Here is a 19916-nt window from a genome sequence, read left to right on the forward strand (position 1 = left end):
GTTTATTTTTGAGGAGCAATGATGAAATTAGTCGTCAGTTTAGTGGTGTTAGGCTTGTGTAGTTTTTCAGCGCTGGCCAAAAATGATATCGAAGCGGGTCGGGCAAAATCAGCCACTTGTGTTGCTTGCCATGGTATGAATGGCAAAACCTCCGTGCCGATGTATCCCAGTCTGGCGGGGCAAAATGCTGTCTATCTCGAGCAGTCACTGGCCGCCTATAAGAAAGGCAACCGTACCGGGGGGCAGGCTGAAGTAATGCGAGCTTATGTCTCTAATTTATCTGATGAGGATTTTTCGGATCTGGCCGCCTATTATGCCAGTCTGAAGCCATAGCATTTGAAGTTATAGAAAGAGTTGGATAATGATGAATCGGGCTTTATCGCGGTGAGAAGTCAAGATACAAAAACGGGCCGCTTTTCAGTGGCCCGTCAGTATAAGTTGCAGAAGTTATGATGCACTGACTACGACAGTCCCGATTTCGGGGTGGCTGAAGCTGGCGATATGGTCAAGGCGTAATTCACGCATTGTCCCTTCCTGCTCGACAATCAGGTATTCGACCTTTTTTCTCAGCAGCAGATCGCAAGCTTTACCTTCTACAATCTCACCGCCTCTCAACTTCAACGTCAGTATTAGGTGATGTTGGCAGGCGAGTTCCAGATTATCGTAGTCATCACAATTGATGGGTTGATATTCATCGTTCATCGACATAATCGCTCACCAATAAGTTAGCAGCGGCAAAGGCCGCCTGTTCCCTAACGGAGGACGGGAGTGCGTCGTTAGCCGCAACTTCGTCCAATGCTTTCAATACACAACGCAGTGCGTCTGGCACGTAGCCACGGTCACCACTTCCAATTTCGGCATAAAAACGGCGTACTAATTCACAGTATTGCTGCACAGTAATCCTCCCGGAAAAGTTTAACCCGGTAGCTTCTCAATGGAAACGTCACACTGTCAAGCTACGAAGATAAACTCTGAACTTATAAGGACTATAGCACAGGAGTGGGGGAGATATTAGAGTGAAAGCGAAGGTTTCTTTTTAGTATTGATGACACTAATAACTCTCTTTATGCACGGTTGGCTGGCTGCTGGCAGACCTAATCAAGTACACTACTCGCCAGATAATTAAGAGGTCACTCATGGCACTAAAAGCAACCATCCATAAAGCTGCCGTTAACATCGCCGATATGGATCGTAATTTTTTTCAGGATGTTAACCTGACTATCGCACAGCACCCATCAGAAACCGATCAGCGCATGATGCTGCGTTTATTAGCATGGATTTGTCATGCGGATGAGCGTTTGTTGTTCACCAAGGGGTTGAGTGCTGATGATGAGCCAGAAATTTGGCGTCATAACGATCACAATGGCATCGAATTATGGGTCGAACTGGGGCTTCCTGAAGAAAAGAGACTGCGCAAAGCCTGTAATCAGTCACAGCAAGTCGTGCTCTATGCCTACAGTGAACGGGCAGCTAAAGTGTGGTGGCCGCAGATTCAGGATAAATTATCCGGGCATGCAAATCTCCGTGTACGTTTCCTCAATGATGAACAGATGGCAAAGTTGGCCGCGCTGTCTAACCGCAACATGTCATTACAGGCTACGCTGCAAGAGGGAACTATTTGGTTATCAGATGCTCAGAATAGTCTGGAAATCAGTTTTGATGAGTGGCAAGGCAGCGAGCAATAAGCGTGTTAATTATATCTAATAATGTCAGCCTACCCGACAGCGAGATTGAACTGACGGCAATTCGGGCTCAGGGTGCAGGCGGGCAGCATGTTAATAAAACCTCAACGGCTATCCATTTGCGCTTTGACATTAAGGCATCAAGCCTGCCAGAGTATTATAAAGAAAGGTTATTATCGCTAAATAGTCATTTGATGACCGCTGAAGGGGTCATCATTATCAAAGCGCAGGAATATCGCAGTCAGGACATGAACCGTGAGGCTGCATTGGCCCGGTTGGTGGCGTTAATTCGCCAAGCAATGGTAGTGGAAAAAACACGCCGTGCGACAAAACCAACGAAAGGCTCAAAAATAAGGCGAGTTGAAAGTAAAGTCCGCAAAGGGGCGACAAAAGCGCTGCGCGGTAAAATACATCAGGAGTGAGGCTCATATCGGGCCTGCATGTTATGCATTGTGACGGGGCAACCTCATTCCTTATTTATGACCACAGTATGGGAGAATGACTGTGAGTAAATTAACAATAACGCTGTTTTTGGCAGTAGGTGCGCTGTCATTATTAGGTTGTAATAATCGATATCAGCCGGTTGAGCAAGATTTACAACCTATGTTGCAAAGTTATCAGGGAGTTTTACCTTGTGCTGACTGTAGTGGATTAGCGACATCACTGTTCTTAGACGCTGACGGTACTTTCGTATTGCAGGAAACTTATCTGGGTACCAAAGAGGGCAATCGGGTCTTCTCGGACCACGGGAAATGGGCGCGTACTGCCGATAAGCTGGTGTTAACGAACACTCAGGGCGAGAAACGTTATTTTCATCCGGTAGGCAATAATCTGGAAATGATGGATCAGCAGGGTCTGCCGATTAAGTCCTCACTAAATTATCAGCTGACGCCAAACGAAGCTTTGCCCGCAACACCAATTCCCTTGCGTGGTATGTATGTTTATATGGCTGATGCCGCGCAATTTACCGACTGTGCAACAGGTCGGCGCTTCGCAGTAGATAATAATATTGAGTTGGAAAATGGCTATATGAATGCGCAGAAAAATGCCGGAGAGCCGGTTTTCCTGACATTAAAAGGTCATTTTGGTATGCGTCCATCAATGGAAGACGGGCAATGGGATAAATCTATGATTCCAGATGGCGAAATTAAGTTTATTGCCGGGAAAAACTGCGATAGCAAATAGTCCATGAATATCGCCTCGGCTGTTTGCCAGCAGTGAATGATGTAAATAAAAAAAGCCCTGGTTAATACAGGGCTTTTTGTCATCTGTCTTGGCGAATTAACGTTTGATTTGGCTCAGTAGGAAATCAACAATTTCACTGGTTTTAATCATCTGTTTCTCACCAACACGGCGATTTTTGTATTCCACTTCTTCACTGTCGAGATTGCGATCGCCAATAACGATATTATGTGGCACACCAATCAACTCCATATCAGCAAACATCACCCCTGGGCGTTCTTTGCGGTCGTCGAGAATCACATCGATACCATGGGAGCGCAGGATGGTATACAGCTCTTCTGCCAGTTCTTTGACACGGAAAGATTTATGCATATTCATTGGCAAGATAGCGACTTGGAATGGCGCAATCGCATCTGGCCAAATAATGCCACGGTCATCATGATTTTGTTCAATTGCAGCCGCAACCACGCGAGATACCCCGATACCGTAACAACCCATGGTCATTACTTGGTTACGGCCATCTTCACCTTGAACTGTGGCTTTCATTGCTTCCGAGTATTTAGTGCCAAGCTGGAAGATATGGCCCACTTCGATACCGCGTTTGATTTGCAGTGTACCTTTGCCGTCTGGGCTGATATCACCTTCAACAACATTACGTAAATCGGCAACCTGCGGCAGTGGTAAGTCACGTTCCCAGTTAATGCCAAAGTAATGTTTGTCGTCGATATTGGCACCAGCCCCAAAATCGCTCATGACCGCAACACTACGGTCAATTACGATAGGCATTGGTAGATTAACCGGACCCAAAGAACCAGGACCTGCACCCACGATAGCGCGAATTTCTTCTTCGGTGGCAAATGTCAGCGGTTTGGCAACTTGCGGCAGCTTTTCAGCTTTGATTTCATTTAGCTCATGATCACCACGCACCAGCAGAGCCACCAGTTTATGGCCGCTCTCTTCATGGGCATGCACCATCAACGTTTTCACTGTTTTCTCGACTGGCAGTTCGAATTGCTCGACGAGTGCAGCAATGGTTTTTGCATTCGGGGTATCAACGATGCGCAACTCTTGCGTGGCGGCTGCACGAGGTTCAGAAGGTGCCATTGCTTCAGCAAACTCGATGTTAGCGGCATAGTCAGAACCGGTTGAGAAGACGATATCATCCTCGCCACTTTCTGCCAGCACTTGGAATTCGTGGGATGCGCTACCACCGATTGAACCGGTATCGGCTAATACTGCACGGAAATTCAGATCCATACGCTCGAAGATCTTACTGTAAGCGGCGTACATCGCGTCGTAAGTCTCCTGTAGCGATTCCTGAGTGGTGTGGAAAGAATAAGCATCTTTCATCAGGAACTCGCGTGCACGCATTACGCCAAAGCGTGGGCGAACTTCATCACGGAACTTGGTCTGGATTTGGAAGAAATTCAGCGGCAGCTGTTTGTAAGAGTTGATCTCACCGCGAATCAGATCGGTTATTACTTCTTCGTGTGTTGGGCCGAGTACAAAAGGGCGCTCGCCGCGATCAACGAAACGTAGCAACTCAGGGCCATACTGTTCCCAGCGCCCACTCTCTTGCCACAAGTCAGCTGGCTGGACGACGGGCATTGACACTTCGATAGCACCGGCGTTATTCATCTCTTCGCGCACGATGTTTTCGACTTTCTTCAACACTCGAACCCCGGTCGGCAACCAAGTGTAAAGACCCGAGGCCAGTTTACGGATCATCCCGGCGCGGAGCATCAGTTGGTGACTGATCACTTCAGCATCAGCAGGTGTCTCCTTCAGAGTGGAGAGCAAATATTGGCTAGTACGCATGATGTTTTGGTTCCATTAGCACTGCAAGTAGAGGCAGCCAAAAAAGTAAAAAGTGGTTTAGTTTACCAGTGAGTACGGGTTGTCAAAAGAGAGCATGGCGAAATTTAGCAGTGGTCGATTGATAACACTTCCGTTTGGCGACCAATAACTCGCCAGCGCACATTAAATTCCAACAGCAAAACCGCATATTCACGGCTTTCGTTATCTTCCTTACGGTAGGCTGGGCGTGGGTCTTGGGCCAAAACCTGAGTAATAAAACGCCGCAAATATGGATAACGTTGTTGTTGCTGGGTTAATTGCTGCTCTGCGGTGATAGAAAAACAAACCTGCATATCGGTATCTGGTGCCGTTTGAGCAAAACCGGCTCGCGCCAGTGGCTGGCTCTCAGCGAATGGCAAATAGGGTTTGATATCAATCACTGGCGTGCCATCAACCAGATCTAAGCTACCTAGCTCCAAAATCACCTCGCCACCTTGGCAGCGCACTGCTTTTAACTCAATCAGAGACATCCCGATTGGATTTGGGCGAAATGTGGAGCGGGTAGCAAAGACGCCCATCCGGGTATTGCCTCCCAGGCGGGGGGGGCGCACTGTTGGACGCCAGCCACCTTCCATGGTTTGGTGAAAAATAAATATCACCCATAAGTGGCTGAAATCTGACAAGCCTCGAACAGCTTCTGGCTGGTTATAGGGAGCCAAAAGTTGTAATTCACCACCACCATCTTCAATCAGACCGGGCTGCCGCGGGACTGCAAACTTTTCTTTATAGGGCGAGCGAATAACACCAATCTGATTAAAGGAAAATGTACTCATTTTGAAGAAACATTCAGGGCCGATCCCTGACACACAGCTTGCTGATAGCAGCCGGGGACGCCACTCAGTATTTCACATTGGTGCAATAATACCGCATTGGCTTTCATATAAGAGGCGCGAGTCTGCATTCTCTTACGAGCGGCGGCAATACTCGGTGGAGAGTCCTGAACGGTAGACTGACATGATTCGCCAGACACTTCCCCTAAGTCGCGGAATGGCTTACCAACAAGCTCTTCAGCGCTTTTATAAAGTTTGACGGGAGCCGGACGAGGCGCAACCGTAGGGCTGGGTTTGATAACCGGAGGCGGTTGCTTAACCGGGCTGTCTGTGGTGGATGGCTTTGATTGAAGCATGGAGCATCCGGTTAGCGAAAGGGCTAACAGACACAGAGGTAACGCACGCATAGAAATTCCTCAGCCTTTTTTATTTGAGAGGCGCTATTGAAGCAATCTATTATGCAAATAACAAGACGGGCCATAGCCCGTCTTGCAATATATTTAGCAAATACTGAATTCAGTAAACATCGTCTTCAGTAAAATAGCCAATGAGCAATTACCAACCTTTAACTGCACCGCCGTTAAAGGCTTTGTTTGCCGCGTCGTAAACTTCGTCAGACTGGTAAGCTTGAACGAATTTCTTCACGTTTTCCGCATCTTTATTATCTTCGCGAGCAACGATCAGATTGACGTATGGTGATTCTTTATCTTCAACAAACAGACCGTCTTTAGCAGGGGTCAGGCCAATTTGGCTGGCATAAGTGGTATTGATAATTGCCAGTGCAATTTGCTGGTCATCCAAAGAACGTGGTAACTGAGGTGCTTCCAGCTCAACCAGCTTCAGATTTTTAGGGTTCTCAACCACATCCAGCACGGTTGGCAGCAGGCCAACACCGTCTTTCAGTTTAATCAGACCCACTTTTTCCAGCAGCAACAGAGAGCGGCCTAGGTTAGTTGGGTCATTTGGCAGTGCGACTTGAGAACCCGGTTGCAGTTCTTCTAGGGATTTGATTTTTTTAGAGTAACCCGCAATTGGATAAACGAATGAGTTACCTACTGCGACCAGTTTGTAGCCGCGATCTTTAATTTGCTGATCCAAATAAGGCTTATGCTGGAATGCATTCAGGTCAATATCACCTTTGCTCAGAGCTTCGTTTGGTAATACATAGTCGTTGAACGTTACTAGCTCAACATCCAAACCATATTTGTCTTTTGCGACTTTTTGAGCCACTTCTGCCACTTGTTGCTCTGCGCCAACAATAACGCCCACTTTAATGTGGTTTGGATCTTTTTCTGCTGGGCCACAACCCACCAGTGCCAGAGTACCAATCAGTGCGCTGACTGCCGCGATCGATTTGAATTTTAAAGACATATCCCTTCCTCTATAGACATTCGTTAAGATGCGCCGCTGTGTGAGGCAGTCGCTGGTTAATCACTATGATGGTCAACAACTATTTGTGGGTAACGGCTTTTACGATCCGATCGCCACTGAACTGAATCAGATAAACCAAAATTACTAACAAGACTAATACAGTATTCATTACAGTGGCGTTATAACCAATGTAACCATACTGATAACCGATTTGGCCTAAGCCACCGGCTCCTACTGCACCCCCCATAGCGGAATAGCCTACTAGGGTAATTAAGGTAATTGTGGCCGCATTAACTAAGCCTGGAAGGGCCTCTGGCAACAACACTTTTTTGATGATTTGCATTGGCGTTGCGCCCATGGCTCGTGCGGCTTCAACCAAACCAGATGGGATCTCCAACAGAGCATTTTCCACCATACGGGCTATAAAGGGTGCTGCCCCTACCGTTAACGGTACAATCGCCGCTTGCAAACCAATAGATGTCCCTACGATCATCCGAGTGAATGGAATCATCCATACCAATAAGATAATAAAAGGTATGGAGCGGAAGATATTCACCACACCAGACAGGGTCCGGTAAACCTTATTGTTCGCAATAATTTGCCCGGGGCGGGTGACATACAACAGCACCCCGACCGGCAACCCCAGAACAAAACCAAAGAAACCTGATACAAAGGTCATCATTAGAGTTTCCCAGACGCCTCGGGCCATTAACCACATCATTGCCTCAGACATAACCTAGAACCTCTACTTTTACATGATGATCTTGCAAGAACTTAATAGCAGCAAGGCTATCTTGATTGTCGCCATGCAACTCAGCCAGCATGACACCAAACTTAACGCCACCGGCATAATCCATTTGCGAGCTAAGGATACCGATATCAATATTAAAGCGACGCACGGCTTGTGAAATCAACGGTGCATCAACTGACTGGCCGGTAAATTCCAATTTCAGCAATGGGACGCTATCTGTACTTGGCTCTTGCGTCATACGTTGGGCGTAATCCTCTGGGATATCCAGATGCAGAGTTGATTGGATAAATTGTTGGGCCAGCGGTGTTTTGGGATGAGAGAACACTTCGCTGACGCTATCCTTTTCAATCAATTTACCTTCACTGATAACGGCCACTTGGTCACAGATACGCTTCACCACATCCATTTCATGGGTGATAAGTAAAATGGTAAGCCCCAAACGGCGGTTGATATCTTTTAACAATTCCAGAATTGAGCGAGTCGTTGCAGGATCCAACGCGCTGGTGGCTTCATCGCACAACAGAACTTTAGGATTACTGGCCAGCGCACGGGCGATAGCAACGCGCTGTTTCTGTCCGCCAGATAGGTTAGCCGGGTAAGCGTCTTGCTTGTCGGATAGGCCGACCAGTTCCAGCAATTCGGTCACTCTCTTCTTTATATCTGCGCGTGGCGTATTGTCCAGCTCAAGAGGCAATGCGATATTGCCATACACTGTGCGGGAAGAAAGTAAGTTAAAGTGCTGAAAAATCATGCCAATTTGACGGCGAGCGCGCGTTAATTGGCCTTCAGATAAGGTGGTTAGGTCTTGCCCGTCGACCAGAACTTGTCCACTGGTAGGGCGCTCTAACATATTGGCGCATCGAATCAGTGTGCTTTTACCTGCACCTGAGGCACCGATAACGCCATAAATTTGTCCAGCAGGGACGTGTAGCGTCACGTCGGAAAGCGCGGTAATGGTGCGCGAACCCTGCTGAAACACTTTGCTGATGTGAGAAAGTTTAATCATATTATTCTTATTTTATCGTTATTTCCGTGGCTAGATAAAAAGTAAACTTCAGCAGAACCAAAGTATGGATTGGATGTTAAGGCGTCTAGACGGCTAAGTCAACTAACAACGTTGATTCTCTTCCATTCTCAATCGGCAATGAAACATGCGATACTAAGAAGGTTTATAGCCCTCAGGAGTAGATAAGTGACTCAGCCCGTCCCCGCAATATTTTTAGATCGTGATGGTACAATTAATGTCGATCACGGTTATGTCCACGAAATTGATAATTTTCAGTTTATAGACGGTGTTATTGATGCTTGCCGTGAATTGAAAGAAATGGGCTTTGCTTTGGTTTTGGTCACCAATCAGTCGGGCATTGCGCGCGGTATCTTTACCGAAGAGCAATTCTTAAGCCTAACAGAGTGGATGGATTGGTCCCTTGCTGATCGTGGTGTTGATTTGGATGGCATCTATTTCTGTCCTCATCATCCCGATGGCAGTGTAGCGGAGTTCCGTGAAACATGTGAATGCCGTAAGCCACTGCCAGGTATGTTACTGCAAGCACAAGGCGAATTGAACATCGATATGGCTTCTTCTTATATGGTCGGTGACAAAATTGAGGATATGCAGGCAGCTATAGCGGCAAATATTGGTACTAAAGTATTAGTTCGCACCGGCAAGCCTGTTACCGCTGAAGGTGAGGCCAGCGCAGATTGGGTGCTAAATAGCCTCGCAGACCTACCAAAAGCGATAAAAACGCGTCATAAGTAGTCGTTGCGTTCAAATAATCAGCAGTTGGAAAAAACTTTACGATAAACCCTTGCCATTCTGAAGCTGCTCCCTATAATGCGCATCCATCGACACGGCGCTGTGAGCAACTTCACAGAGTGGCCGGGAAGAACAGAGGAAATTAACTAATTAAGTGGTTGACTCTGTAGCGGGAAAGCGTATTATCTGCCTCCCGCGTTACCGTAAGATTCGCCGCAAGGCAAACAGGTAACGAACGCTCTTTAACAATTTATCAGACAATCTGTGTGGGCACTCGCAAGACGATATCGAAGCCTGTTTCGGCAGGCAGAAGAAATATCAAAGTCTTGAAGAGTGACCAAAGCAGTAAACATTTGAACTTCGGTTCGAATGCATATTTGCAGAAAGTAATCTTTGAGCATCGCTCTCTTTGCTTTTCATTAAGGAAAGGGTAGCAAATCAAACAAATCTTAAATTGAAGAGTTTGATCATGGCTCAGATTGAACGCTGGCGGCAGGCCTAACACATGCAAGTCGAGCGGCAGCGGAAAGTAGCTTGCTACTTTGCCGGCGAGCGGCGGACGGGTGAGTAATGTCTGGGAAACTGCCTGATGGAGGGGGATAACTACTGGAAACGGTAGCTAATACCGCATGACCTCGAAAGAGCAAAGTGGGGGACCTTCGGGCCTCACGCCATCGGATGTGCCCAGATGGGATTAGCTAGTAGGTGGGGTAATGGCTCACCTAGGCGACGATCCCTAGCTGGTCTGAGAGGATGACCAGCCACACTGGAACTGAGACACGGTCCAGACTCCTACGGGAGGCAGCAGTGGGGAATATTGCACAATGGGCGCAAGCCTGATGCAGCCATGCCGCGTGTGTGTGAAGGCCTTCGGGTTGTAAAGCACTTTCAGCGAGGAGGAAGGCATTTCACTTAATACGTGAAGTGATTGACGTTACTCGCAGAAGAAGCACCGGCTAACTCCGTGCCAGCAGCCGCGGTAATACGGAGGGTGCAAGCGTTAATCGGAATTACTGGGCGTAAAGCGCACGCAGGCGGTTTGTTAAGTCAGATGTGAAATCCCCGAGCTTAACTTGGGAACTGCATTTGAAACTGGCAAGCTAGAGTCTTGTAGAGGGGGTAGAATTCCAGGTGTAGCGGTGAAATGCGTAGAGATCTGGAGGAATACCGGTGGCGAAGGCGGCCCCCTGGACAAAGACTGACGCTCAGGTGCGAAAGCGTGGGGAGCAAACAGGATTAGATACCCTGGTAGTCCACGCTGTAAACGATGTCGACTTGGAGGTTGTGCCCTTGAGGCGTGGCTTCCGGAGCTAACGCGTTAAGTCGACCGCCTGGGGAGTACGGCCGCAAGGTTAAAACTCAAATGAATTGACGGGGGCCCGCACAAGCGGTGGAGCATGTGGTTTAATTCGATGCAACGCGAAGAACCTTACCTACTCTTGACATCCACAGAACTTAGCAGAGATGCTTAGGTGCCTTCGGGAACTGTGAGACAGGTGCTGCATGGCTGTCGTCAGCTCGTGTTGTGAAATGTTGGGTTAAGTCCCGCAACGAGCGCAACCCTTATCCTTTGTTGCCAGCACGTAATGGTGGGAACTCAAAGGAGACTGCCGGTGATAAACCGGAGGAAGGTGGGGATGACGTCAAGTCATCATGGCCCTTACGAGTAGGGCTACACACGTGCTACAATGGCAGATACAAAGTGAAGCGAACTCGCGAGAGCAAGCGGACCACATAAAGTCTGTCGTAGTCCGGATTGGAGTCTGCAACTCGACTCCATGAAGTCGGAATCGCTAGTAATCGTAGATCAGAATGCTACGGTGAATACGTTCCCGGGCCTTGTACACACCGCCCGTCACACCATGGGAGTGGGTTGCAAAAGAAGTAGGTAGCTTAACCTTCGGGAGGGCGCTTACCACTTTGTGATTCATGACTGGGGTGAAGTCGTAACAAGGTAACCGTAGGGGAACCTGCGGTTGGATCACCTCCTTACCTAACGATACGCATTGCGTAGTGTCCACACAGATTGTCTGATAAAAGTAATGAGCAAGAGCACCTGTTGATGTCGTGAGTTTCGACTCATGCTGATGCGAAACGGTTAGATTTCGGTTTAATCGGACTTTCGTGTCCCCATCGTCTAGAGGCCTAGGACACTGCCCTTTCACGGCTGTAACAGGGGTTCGAATCCCCTTGGGGACGCCAATCCGATAATGTGTGAAAGACATTATCACCGGTTCTTGATGAACCACAAAATAACTTAAAGATGACTTTAACGAGTCGTGTTTAAGATATTGCTCTTTAACAATCTGGAACAAGCTGAAAATTGAAACAATACAGCTGAACATTATCTCTCCGTAGATGTACTGAGATAATAAGTAACCTGTATTAGAGTCTCTCAAATAATCACAACGCAAGTGGTCGAAAGACACCTTCGGGTTGTGAGGTTAAGCGACTAAGCGTACACGGTGGATGCCTAGGCAGTCAGAGGCGATGAAGGGCGTGCTAATCTGCGAAAAGCGTCGGTAAGCTGATATGAAGCGTTACAACCGACGATACCCGAATGGGGAAACCCAGTGCAATTCGTTGCACTATCGTTAGATGAATACATAGTCTAACGAGGCGAACCGGGGGAACTGAAACATCTAAGTACCCCGAGGAAAAGAAATCAACCGAGATTCCCCCAGTAGCGGCGAGCGAACGGGGAGGAGCCCAGAGTCTGAATCAGTTTGTGTGTTAGTGGAAGCGTCTGGAAAGTCGCACGGTACAGGGTGATAGTCCCGTACACAAAAATACACTTGCTGTGAACTCGATGAGTAGGGCGGGACACGTGACATCCTGTCTGAATATGGGGGGACCATCCTCCAAGGCTAAATACTCCTGACTGACCGATAGTGAACCAGTACCGTGAGGGAAAGGCGAAAAGAACCCCGGCGAGGGGAGTGAAATAGAACCTGAAACCGTGTACGTACAAGCAGTGGGAGCACCTTCGTGGTGTGACTGCGTACCTTTTGTATAATGGGTCAGCGACTTATATTTTGTAGCAAGGTTAACCGAATAGGGGAGCCGTAGGGAAACCGAGTCTTAACTGGGCGTCTAGTTGCAAGGTATAGACCCGAAACCCGGTGATCTAGCCATGGGCAGGTTGAAGGTTGGGTAACACTAACTGAGGACCGAACCGACTAATGTTGAAAAATTAGCGGATGACTTGTGGCTGGGGGTGAAAGGCCAATCAAACCGGGAGATAGCTGGTTCTCCCCGAAAGCTATTTAGGTAGCGCCTCGTGAACTCATCTTCGGGGGTAGAGCACTGTTTCGGCTAGGGGGCCACCCCGGCTTACCAAACCGATGCAAACTCCGAATACCGAAGAATGTTATCACGGGAGACACACGGCGGGTGCTAACGTCCGTCGTGAAGAGGGAAACAACCCAGACCGCCAGCTAAGGTCCCAAAGTCATGGTTAAGTGGGAAACGATGTGGGAAGGCATAGACAGCCAGGATGTTGGCTTAGAAGCAGCCATCATTTAAAGAAAGCGTAATAGCTCACTGGTCGAGTCGGCCTGCGCGGAAGATGTAACGGGGCTAAACCATGCACCGAAGCTGCGGCAGCGACGCTTAGGCGTTGTTGGGTAGGGGAGCGTTCTGTAAGCCGTTGAAGGTGAACTGTGAGGTTTGCTGGAGGTATCAGAAGTGCGAATGCTGACATAAGTAACGATAATGCGGGTGAAAAGCCCGCACGCCGGAAGACCAAGGGTTCCTGTCCAACGTTAATCGGGGCAGGGTGAGTCGACCCCTAAGGCGAGGCTGAAAAGCGTAGTCGATGGGAAACAGGTTAATATTCCTGTACTTGGTGTTACTGCGAAGGGGGACGGAGAAGGCTAGGCTAGCCGGGCGACGGTTGTCCCGGTTTAAGCATGTAGGCGGAGTGACCTGGTAAATCCGGTTGCTTATCAACGCTGAGGTGTGATGACGATGCACTACGGTGCAGAAGTAGTTGATGCCAAGCTTCCAGGAAAAGCCTCTAAGCATCAGGTAACATTAAATCGTACCCCAAACCGACACAGGTGGTCAGGTAGAGAATACTCAGGCGCTTGAGAGAACTCGGGTGAAGGAACTAGGCAAAATGGTGCCGTAACTTCGGGAGAAGGCACGCTGGCATTAGGTGAAGAGACTTGCTCTCGTAGCCGAAGCCAGTCGCAGATACCAGCTGGCTGCAACTGTTTAATAAAAACACAGCACTGTGCAAACACGAAAGTGGACGTATACGGTGTGACGCCTGCCCGGTGCTGGAAGGTTAATTGATGGGGTCAGCCGCAAGGCGAAGCTCTTGATCGAAGCCCCAGTAAACGGCGGCCGTAACTATAACGGTCCTAAGGTAGCGAAATTCCTTGTCGGGTAAGTTCCGACCTGCACGAATGGCGTAATGATGGCCAGGCTGTCTCCACCCGAGACTCAGTGAAATTGAACTCGCTGTGAAGATGCAGTGTACCCGCGGCAAGACGGAAAGACCCCGTGAACCTTTACTATAGCTTGACACTGAACATTGAGCCTTGATGTGTAGGATAGGTGGGAGGCATCGAAGCGTGGACGCCAGTCTGCGTGGAGCCAACCTTGAAATACCACCCTTTAATGTTTGATGTTCTAACTCGGCCCCGTAATCCGGGGTGAGGACAGTGTCTGGTGGGTAGTTTGACTGGGGCGGTCTCCTCCCAAAGAGTAACGGAGGAGCACGAAGGTTAGCTAATCACGGTCGGACATCGTGAGGTTAGTGCAAAGGCATAAGCTAGCTTGACTGCGAGAGTGACGGCTCGAGCAGGTACGAAAGTAGGTCTTAGTGATCCGGTGGTTCTGAATGGAAGGGCCATCGCTCAACGGATAAAAGGTACTCCGGGGATAACAGGCTGATACCGCCCAAGAGTTCATATCGACGGCGGTGTTTGGCACCTCGATGTCGGCTCATCACATCCTGGGGCTGAAGTAGGTCCCAAGGGTATGGCTGTTCGCCATTTAAAGTGGTACGCGAGCTGGGTTTAGAACGTCGTGAGACAGTTCGGTCCCTATCTGCCGTGGGCGTTGGAAGATTGAGAGGGGCTGCTCCTAGTACGAGAGGACCGGAGTGGACGAATCACTGGTGTTCGGGTTGTCATGCCAATGGCACTGCCCGGTAGCTAAATTCGGAAGAGATAACCGCTGAAAGCATCTAAGCGGGAAACTTGCCTCGAGATGAGTCTTCCCTGGGGCTTTAAGCCCCCTGAAGGAACGTTAAAGACTATGACGTTGATAGGCTGGGTGTGTAAGTGCAGCGATGCATTGAGCTAACCAGTACTAATGATCCGTGAGGCTTAACCTTACAACACCGAAGGTGTTTTGTATTTGAGAGAGATTTTCAGCGAAGTTTACAGATTGAATTGGCTGGCTGCATGAGAGTGATTGTGTAGCGAGTTGATGAAAACAGAATTTGCCTGGCGGCCATAGCGCGGTGGTCCCACCTGATCCCATGCCGAACTCAGAAGTGAAACGCCGTAGCGCCGATGGTAGTGTGGGGTCTCCCCATGCGAGAGTAGGACACTGCCAGGCATCAAACACGAGTTATCAGAGTGACATCTGGTAACTGACAAAATCGCGATAAGCGGTTTTGCACAGCGAGAAGCGCTGGCCCTGTTAAGGGTAAGTATCAGGAAGATACACGTAAAAGAATCGGTGGAGCGGTAGTTCAGTTGGTTAGAATACCTGCCTGTCACGCAGGGGGTCGCGGGTTCGAGCCCCGTCCGTTCCGCCACTTATTAAAAAACCCCTGAATCTATGATTCAGGGGTTTTTTGCATTATAAGTTTTATATATTTTCTATTAGCTATATCACTATCGATAAAGATTTATCAAAATATTCCTAACGCCTAACGCCTAACGCCTAACGCCTAACGCCTAACGCCTAACGCCTAACGCCTAACGCCTAACGCCTAACGCCTAACGCCTAACGCCTAACGCCTAACGCCTAACGCTACGCCAGAACGCCCCTATTTCCCTGACTATCTATCCCGTCAATTTGGTGTTATTTAACAAATAGTTAGATGCACAAGGCTGTTCTGTGAAAGATAGGTAGAAAGTGGTAACTGGCCCGATCCTCTCAGTAGTGATTTGATCATCTGACGGGGAAGGGGAGCTATGTTGATGCTGAGTTTCTACAGATAGACAATTTCGTCTTTGCTGACATTTATACGTCACTGGTGATCCTACGCTGGTCGTAAGCACATTAATTCCGCATTGTTGATTTTTTATCAAAAGTATTGTGTTGAATAGACTGTTTTTAGGCAATAAAACTCTTGGCATAATCGTTTCAGATTTTATCAGGAAGCTGAAATGAAGAGTTTCCTAATAAGCCGCTAGTTTTAAACAGACATAACCTATTGTCTAACAAAGATAAAAAATTTATCAGTTCAAAATGAGGAACTATGATGAGCATACCTGCATTCGGCCTAGGAACTTTTCGCCTTCAAGACCAAGTTGTTATTGATTCTGTTAGTCAGGCTTTAACTCTGGGCTATCGTGCCATTGATACGGCACAAATCTATGAAAATGAAGCTGCTGTTGGCCAAGCTATTGCAGAAAGTGGTATTAAACGTGAAGAGTTATTTATCACTACCAAAATCTGGATTGCTAATTTAGCCCAAGGAAAATTAATTCCTAGCCTGCAAGAGAGCTTACAGAAGTTGAAAACTGACTATGTGGATTTAACGTTGATTCACTGGCCATCACCCAATGATGAAGTCCCTGTGGCTGAATTTATGCTTGAGTTAGTAAAGGCCAAAGCGTTAGGTTTGACACGCCAAATTGGTGTTTCTAATTTCACCATTGATTTAATGCAGCAGGCGATTGCCGCTGTGGGCGCAGAGTCCATTGCGACCAACCAGATAGAATTGTCGCCACTATTACAAAACCGCAAAGTGGTTGAATTCGCTCAGGAGCAAGGTATTGCCATTACCTCTTATATGACATTGGCATATGGCAAAGCACTGGAAGAGCCAATGATTCATGCTATTGCTAAAAAACACGCAGCAACTCCGGCTCAGGTGATTTTAAGCTGGGCAATGCAATTGGGTTACAGTGTTATCCCGTCATCAACTAAAGCGAATAACTTAGCCAGCAACTTGTTAGCGCAAGAATTACAATTAAGCGCGGAAGATATGGCGCTGATTGCTACGCTGGATCGGGGGGAACGGTTGGTCAGCCCTGATGGTTTGGCACCAAAGTGGGACTAACGACCACTTAAATAACGAATAAAACCACCTCGGAAGGGTGGTTTTTTAGTTTATAGGGAGGTCTGATGGTAAGCGCTCATTGATAAAATCAATAAAACAACGCAGCCGATTACTTACTGCCTGATCACTGTAGTACACCGCATTAATAGGCATGGCGACCGGTAAAGTATGCTCTGCCAGGATCGTAACCAAATCTCCACGTTGCAGATCTTGCTGGATCATAAAGTCAGAAAGACAGGCAATACCATTCCCCTCAAGACACAGACGACGTTGAGTTTCACCATTATTAGATGTTAAATCTGATGTTATTTCATGCAGCTGCCCATCCTCGCCGGTCAATGGCCAGCGATTTAATACAGGTAGATCATTAAAACCCAGACAAACATGATGCTGTAAATCTGCAGCAGTTTTTGGTGTGCCGTGCTGCCTTAGATAAGCTGGGGAGGCTAGCAGATGGCGGTAACTGGTCATAAGTTTTCTGGCACGTAAAGTCGAATCCTGCAATGTACCGACCCTAATCGCAATATCCACTTTCCGCTCGATAAGATTAATAAATGTCTCGGATGAAACCAGTGATAAGGCGACTAAAGGGTAACGCTGGCGAAATTCCACCATCAACGGGGCTAGAATGTGTAGCACTACCGGAGTTGATGCATCAATACGCAGTAACCCTTTCGGGTTCAATTGACTGTCTAGCAACTCATTTTCAGCTGTCGCCATGTCGCGCAGAATATTTTGTACCCGCCGAAAATAATGCTCACCTTCTTGAGTCAGGCTGATTTGCCGTGTAGTGCGGTTGAGCAGTGTGACACCCAGCTTACTTTCCAGTCTTTTGACGGTTCGGCTCACGACTGAGTTGGCTTGTTCAAGTTGCTCTGCCGCACGGCTAAAACTGCCACACTCCACGACAGTAACAAAGGTAATCAATTCATCTGAGTTTGCTTTCATTATGATAACTCCATCCAAAACTATTGCTTATTAAGCAAAAATATTTTGATATTTTGAGCATTTTTGTCATTTAAACATAGGTCCATAATCTCTGCTATCAAATTGACCTGTTTTAATTGAACTGAGTTTTTGGAGCAAATCATGCCACTCGCTTTACTGGCGCTGACTATCAGTGCATTCGCTATTGGTACTACAGAGTTTGTTATTGTTGGGCTTGTGCCAACGATTGCTGAGCAACTGGGGGTTTCTGTCCCTTCCGCAGGTTTATTAGTTTCAATCTACGCATTAGGTGTTGCTATTGGTGCCCCAGTGTTGACCGCATTAACAGGGCGAATTCCACGTAAAATGCTATTGATTGGACTGATGGTGTTATTTACCTTAGGCAACTTATTAGCATGGCAATCCCCCGGCTATGAATCGTTGGTTATTGCCCGCCTCTTAACCGGTCTAGCTCATGGGGTGTTTTTCTCCATTGGGTCGACGATTGCCACCAGCTTAGTGCCGAAAGAGAAAGCAGCTTCAGCGATAGCCATTATGTTTGGTGGTTTGACGGTAGCATTAGTCACGGGGGTTCCTCTGGGGACGTTCATTGGTCAGCATTTTGGATGGCGCGAAACCTTCCTTGCGGTATCACTGATTGGTATGGTTGCTATTATTGCAAGTGCCATTTTGGTACCCAATAATATTCCTCAACAAGTTTCCGCTAGTATAAGACAACAATTGCAGGTATTAACTCATCCTCGTTTACTGCTGATTTACGCGATTACAGCATTAGGATACGGCGGCTTTTTCACCATGTTTACTTTTCTGGCCCCGGTGATGCAAGAGTTGTCAGGCTTCTCAGCCGCTGCTGTGAGCTGGATCTTACTGGCATACGGTGTCTCGGTTGCTATTGGTAACATATGGGGCGGAAAACTGGCCGACCGCCATGGAGCAGTGCCTGCATTGAGTTTTATCTTTACCGCACTGGCTGCCCTGTTATTTATTTTTCAGTTCAGTGCCAGTCACAGTATTGCGGCACTGATTACATTATTGGTTATGGGGATTTTCGCCTTTGGCAATGTCCCCGGCTTACAGGTCTATGTGGTGCAAAAAGCGCAGGAGTATACGCCACAGGCGGTTGATGTCGCGTCTGGCTTAAATATCGCCGCATTCAACGTAGGAATTGCACTAGGGTCAATTATTGGTGGTCAAGCGGTGACTCGTGTTGGGTTAGCACAAACGCCCTGGATTGGAGGAGTGATTGTTATTGGTGCATTAGTGCTGGTTACACTCAGTGGTAAACTAGATAAAAAGCCAGCACCTCAAGCTGCTGTAGGCTAGTTTTCTTATCCAGTCTTCAATTTTAGCCCGCTTTTGCGGGCTTTTTTGTTAATGACGATGTTATTAGTGCATTATGAACAACATAGATTGAATCTATCTTTGACTATCCCAATATCAGAATCATAACGTGGGTAAAAGACATTACTGACCAGAACATCTGAGCGTATAATCAATAAACCACCGGCTGCGGCTATCTTACAAGCCAGAGTGATTTCGAATAAGGAATAGGCCATCAAAGTGCCGAAACGAACATATGCAATGCGGTATGTTGCAGGTCAACCGGTTGAACAGATTTTCCCAGGCTCCGCTAAACAATTGGGGCTGGGGTTGCCGCCAGGCGCGCCATTACCTACATCTGAATTTTTACGTGTGATGGTGTGGAATATCTTTAAGCAGCAGCGGGCCGAATGGCTGTCTGTGCTCAAAGAGTTCGGGCGTGATGCTCAACTGATGCTCCTGCAAGAAGCACAAACTACACCCGAGTTGGTGAGGTTTGCTACGTCTCATTATCAAGCGGCGGATCAGGTTCCCGCCTTTGCGCTGCCTCAGCACCCCTCAGGTGTGATGACGCTAGCTGCCACCCACCCAGTCTACTGCTGTCCGCTGCGTGAGCGAGAACCGTTGTTACGTTTGTCTAAGTCAGCTTTAGTTACCGTTTACCCCATTCATGATGGTCGCTTGCTGATGGTCGTAAATATTCACGCTGTGAATTTTAGCCTCGGTGTTGATGTGTATAGCAAACAGCTTGAGCCGATTGGTGAGCAAATTTCGATGCATCGTGGCCCGGTTATTTTAGCGGGAGATTTCAATGCCTGGAGCCGTCAGCGGGTGAATGCTTTACAGCGTTTTGCCCTCGCAGTAGGGTTGACCGAAGTGGAATTTCAAGCTGATTATCGTAGTCGAGCTTTTGGTCGTCCCCTTGATTTTGTTTTTTACCGCGGTCTCACTTTGGCTGATGCTTCGGTACTCGTTACCCGCGCCTCTGATCACAATCCACTGTTAGTTGAATTCCAGCCATAAAAAA

General features: G+C 47.8%; 17 protein-coding genes, 2 tRNA genes and 3 rRNA genes. 13 read left to right on the forward strand and 9 right to left on the reverse strand.

All coding sequences use genetic code 11. The features are described 5' to 3' along the window. Positions 1-18: 18 nt before the first annotated feature. Positions 19-333 carry a cytochrome c gene (locus tag ACIOG0_RS04815; RefSeq protein ID WP_050098129.1) on the forward strand — a complete coding sequence of 105 codons (315 nt, stop codon included), beginning with the start codon at positions 19-21 and terminating at the stop codon, positions 331-333. A gap of 114 nt (positions 334-447) precedes the next feature. Here ACIOG0_RS04815 and rof read toward each other — a convergent pair whose 3' ends face one another. Both rof and ACIOG0_RS04825 read right to left on the reverse strand, forming a co-directional pair. Continuing rightward, positions 448-708, reverse strand: a complete 261-nt coding sequence (gene rof, locus ACIOG0_RS04820; RefSeq protein WP_050098130.1) for a Rho-binding antiterminator — start codon at positions 706-708, stop codon at positions 448-450. Next, entirely contained in the window at positions 692-895 is a 204-nt protein-coding gene (locus ACIOG0_RS04825) for a YaeP family protein (RefSeq protein ID WP_050098131.1), read from the reverse strand. The genes rof and ACIOG0_RS04825 overlap by 17 nt, the downstream gene beginning before the upstream one ends. A gap of 241 nt (positions 896-1136) precedes the next feature. Here ACIOG0_RS04825 and ACIOG0_RS04830 point away from each other — a divergent pair, with 241 nt between their 5' ends. From ACIOG0_RS04830 to nlpE, 3 genes are all read left to right on the forward strand, one after another. Beyond that, positions 1137-1685, forward strand: a complete 549-nt coding sequence (locus tag ACIOG0_RS04830; RefSeq protein ID WP_050098132.1) for a YaeQ family protein — start codon at positions 1137-1139, stop codon at positions 1683-1685. A gap of 2 nt (positions 1686-1687) precedes the next feature. Continuing rightward, positions 1688-2104 carry an alternative ribosome rescue aminoacyl-tRNA hydrolase ArfB gene (arfB, locus tag ACIOG0_RS04835; protein ID WP_050098133.1) on the forward strand — a complete coding sequence of 139 codons (417 nt, stop codon included), beginning with the start codon at positions 1688-1690 and terminating at the stop codon, positions 2102-2104. Between the two features lie 82 nt (positions 2105-2186). Beyond that, complete coding sequence (gene nlpE / locus ACIOG0_RS04840; protein ID WP_050098175.1) at positions 2187-2867, forward strand: envelope stress response activation lipoprotein NlpE; 681 nt, start codon at positions 2187-2189, stop codon at positions 2865-2867. A 96-nt stretch (positions 2868-2963) separates the two neighbouring features. Here the strand turns inward: nlpE and proS are convergent, their stop codons facing one another. From proS to metN, 6 genes are all read right to left on the reverse strand, one after another. Continuing rightward, positions 2964-4682, reverse strand: coding sequence for a proline--tRNA ligase (gene proS, locus ACIOG0_RS04845; protein WP_050296117.1), 1719 nt, complete (start codon positions 4680-4682; stop codon positions 2964-2966). A gap of 104 nt (positions 4683-4786) precedes the next feature. Continuing rightward, on the reverse strand, positions 4787-5494 hold the full coding sequence (gene tsaA, locus ACIOG0_RS04850; RefSeq protein ID WP_050098135.1) for a tRNA (N6-threonylcarbamoyladenosine(37)-N6)-methyltransferase TrmO: 708 nt from the start codon (positions 5492-5494) through the stop codon (positions 4787-4789). Continuing rightward, complete coding sequence (rcsF, locus tag ACIOG0_RS04855) at positions 5491-5898, reverse strand: Rcs stress response system protein RcsF (RefSeq protein ID WP_050098136.1); 408 nt, start codon at positions 5896-5898, stop codon at positions 5491-5493. Before rcsF ends, tsaA begins: the two co-directional genes overlap by 4 nt. Positions 5899-6046: 148 nt before the next feature. Further along, positions 6047-6862, reverse strand: a complete 816-nt coding sequence (locus ACIOG0_RS04860) for a MetQ/NlpA family lipoprotein (protein ID WP_050098137.1) — start codon at positions 6860-6862, stop codon at positions 6047-6049. Positions 6863-6941: 79 nt separating this feature from the next. Beyond that, a complete protein-coding gene (locus ACIOG0_RS04865) occupies positions 6942-7595 on the reverse strand; it encodes a methionine ABC transporter permease MetI (RefSeq protein ID WP_050098138.1) in 654 nt (217 codons plus the stop codon). Next, positions 7588-8619 carry a methionine ABC transporter ATP-binding protein MetN gene (metN, locus tag ACIOG0_RS04870; RefSeq protein WP_050098139.1) on the reverse strand — a complete coding sequence of 344 codons (1032 nt, stop codon included), beginning with the start codon at positions 8617-8619 and terminating at the stop codon, positions 7588-7590. The genes ACIOG0_RS04865 and metN overlap by 8 nt, the downstream gene beginning before the upstream one ends. Before the next feature lie 186 nt (positions 8620-8805). On the opposite strand from metN, the gene gmhB reads away from it, so the two are divergent. From gmhB to dkgB, 7 genes are all read left to right on the forward strand, one after another. Continuing rightward, positions 8806-9372, forward strand: coding sequence for a D-glycero-beta-D-manno-heptose 1,7-bisphosphate 7-phosphatase (gmhB, locus tag ACIOG0_RS04875; protein WP_050098140.1), 567 nt, complete (start codon positions 8806-8808; stop codon positions 9370-9372). A 448-nt stretch (positions 9373-9820) separates the two neighbouring features. Next, positions 9821-11361, forward strand: a 16S ribosomal RNA gene (locus tag ACIOG0_RS04880). Positions 11362-11495: 134 nt separating this feature from the next. Then, positions 11496-11571 (forward strand) — tRNA-Glu (locus ACIOG0_RS04885). A 240-nt stretch (positions 11572-11811) separates the two neighbouring features. Next, positions 11812-14716 (forward strand): 23S ribosomal RNA (locus ACIOG0_RS04890). A 111-nt stretch (positions 14717-14827) separates the two neighbouring features. Then, positions 14828-14943, forward strand: a 5S ribosomal RNA gene (rrf, locus tag ACIOG0_RS04895). The 16S, 23S and 5S rRNA genes sit together here with 2 tRNA genes alongside, the layout of an rRNA operon. A gap of 125 nt (positions 14944-15068) precedes the next feature. Beyond that, positions 15069-15145 (forward strand) — tRNA-Asp (locus ACIOG0_RS04900). Between the two features lie 672 nt (positions 15146-15817). Next, positions 15818-16621 (forward strand): 2,5-didehydrogluconate reductase DkgB, encoded by an 804-nt coding sequence (gene dkgB / locus ACIOG0_RS04905; RefSeq protein ID WP_128451366.1) that lies wholly within the window; start codon positions 15818-15820, stop codon positions 16619-16621. Positions 16622-16666: 45 nt separating this feature from the next. On the opposite strand, the gene yafC is transcribed toward dkgB, so the two are convergent. Then, positions 16667-17569: a DNA-binding transcriptional regulator YafC gene (yafC, locus tag ACIOG0_RS04910; protein WP_050100917.1), complete on the reverse strand. Its 903-nt coding sequence runs from the start codon at positions 17567-17569 to the stop codon at positions 16667-16669. Between the two features lie 141 nt (positions 17570-17710). On the opposite strand from yafC, the gene ACIOG0_RS04915 reads away from it, so the two are divergent. After that, the gene (locus ACIOG0_RS04915) at positions 17711-18892 is read left to right on the forward strand and encodes an MFS transporter (protein ID WP_050100916.1); all 1182 of its coding nucleotides are present in this window, start codon (positions 17711-17713) and stop codon (positions 18890-18892) included. Between the two features lie 237 nt (positions 18893-19129). Beyond that, positions 19130-19912 carry an endonuclease/exonuclease/phosphatase family protein gene (locus ACIOG0_RS04920; RefSeq protein WP_072086700.1) on the forward strand — a complete coding sequence of 261 codons (783 nt, stop codon included), beginning with the start codon at positions 19130-19132 and terminating at the stop codon, positions 19910-19912. Positions 19913-19916: the final 4 nt, after the last annotated feature.

Source organism: Yersinia vastinensis, from assembly GCF_044905075.1.
Taxonomy (GTDB): domain Bacteria; phylum Pseudomonadota; class Gammaproteobacteria; order Enterobacterales; family Enterobacteriaceae; genus Yersinia; species Yersinia vastinensis.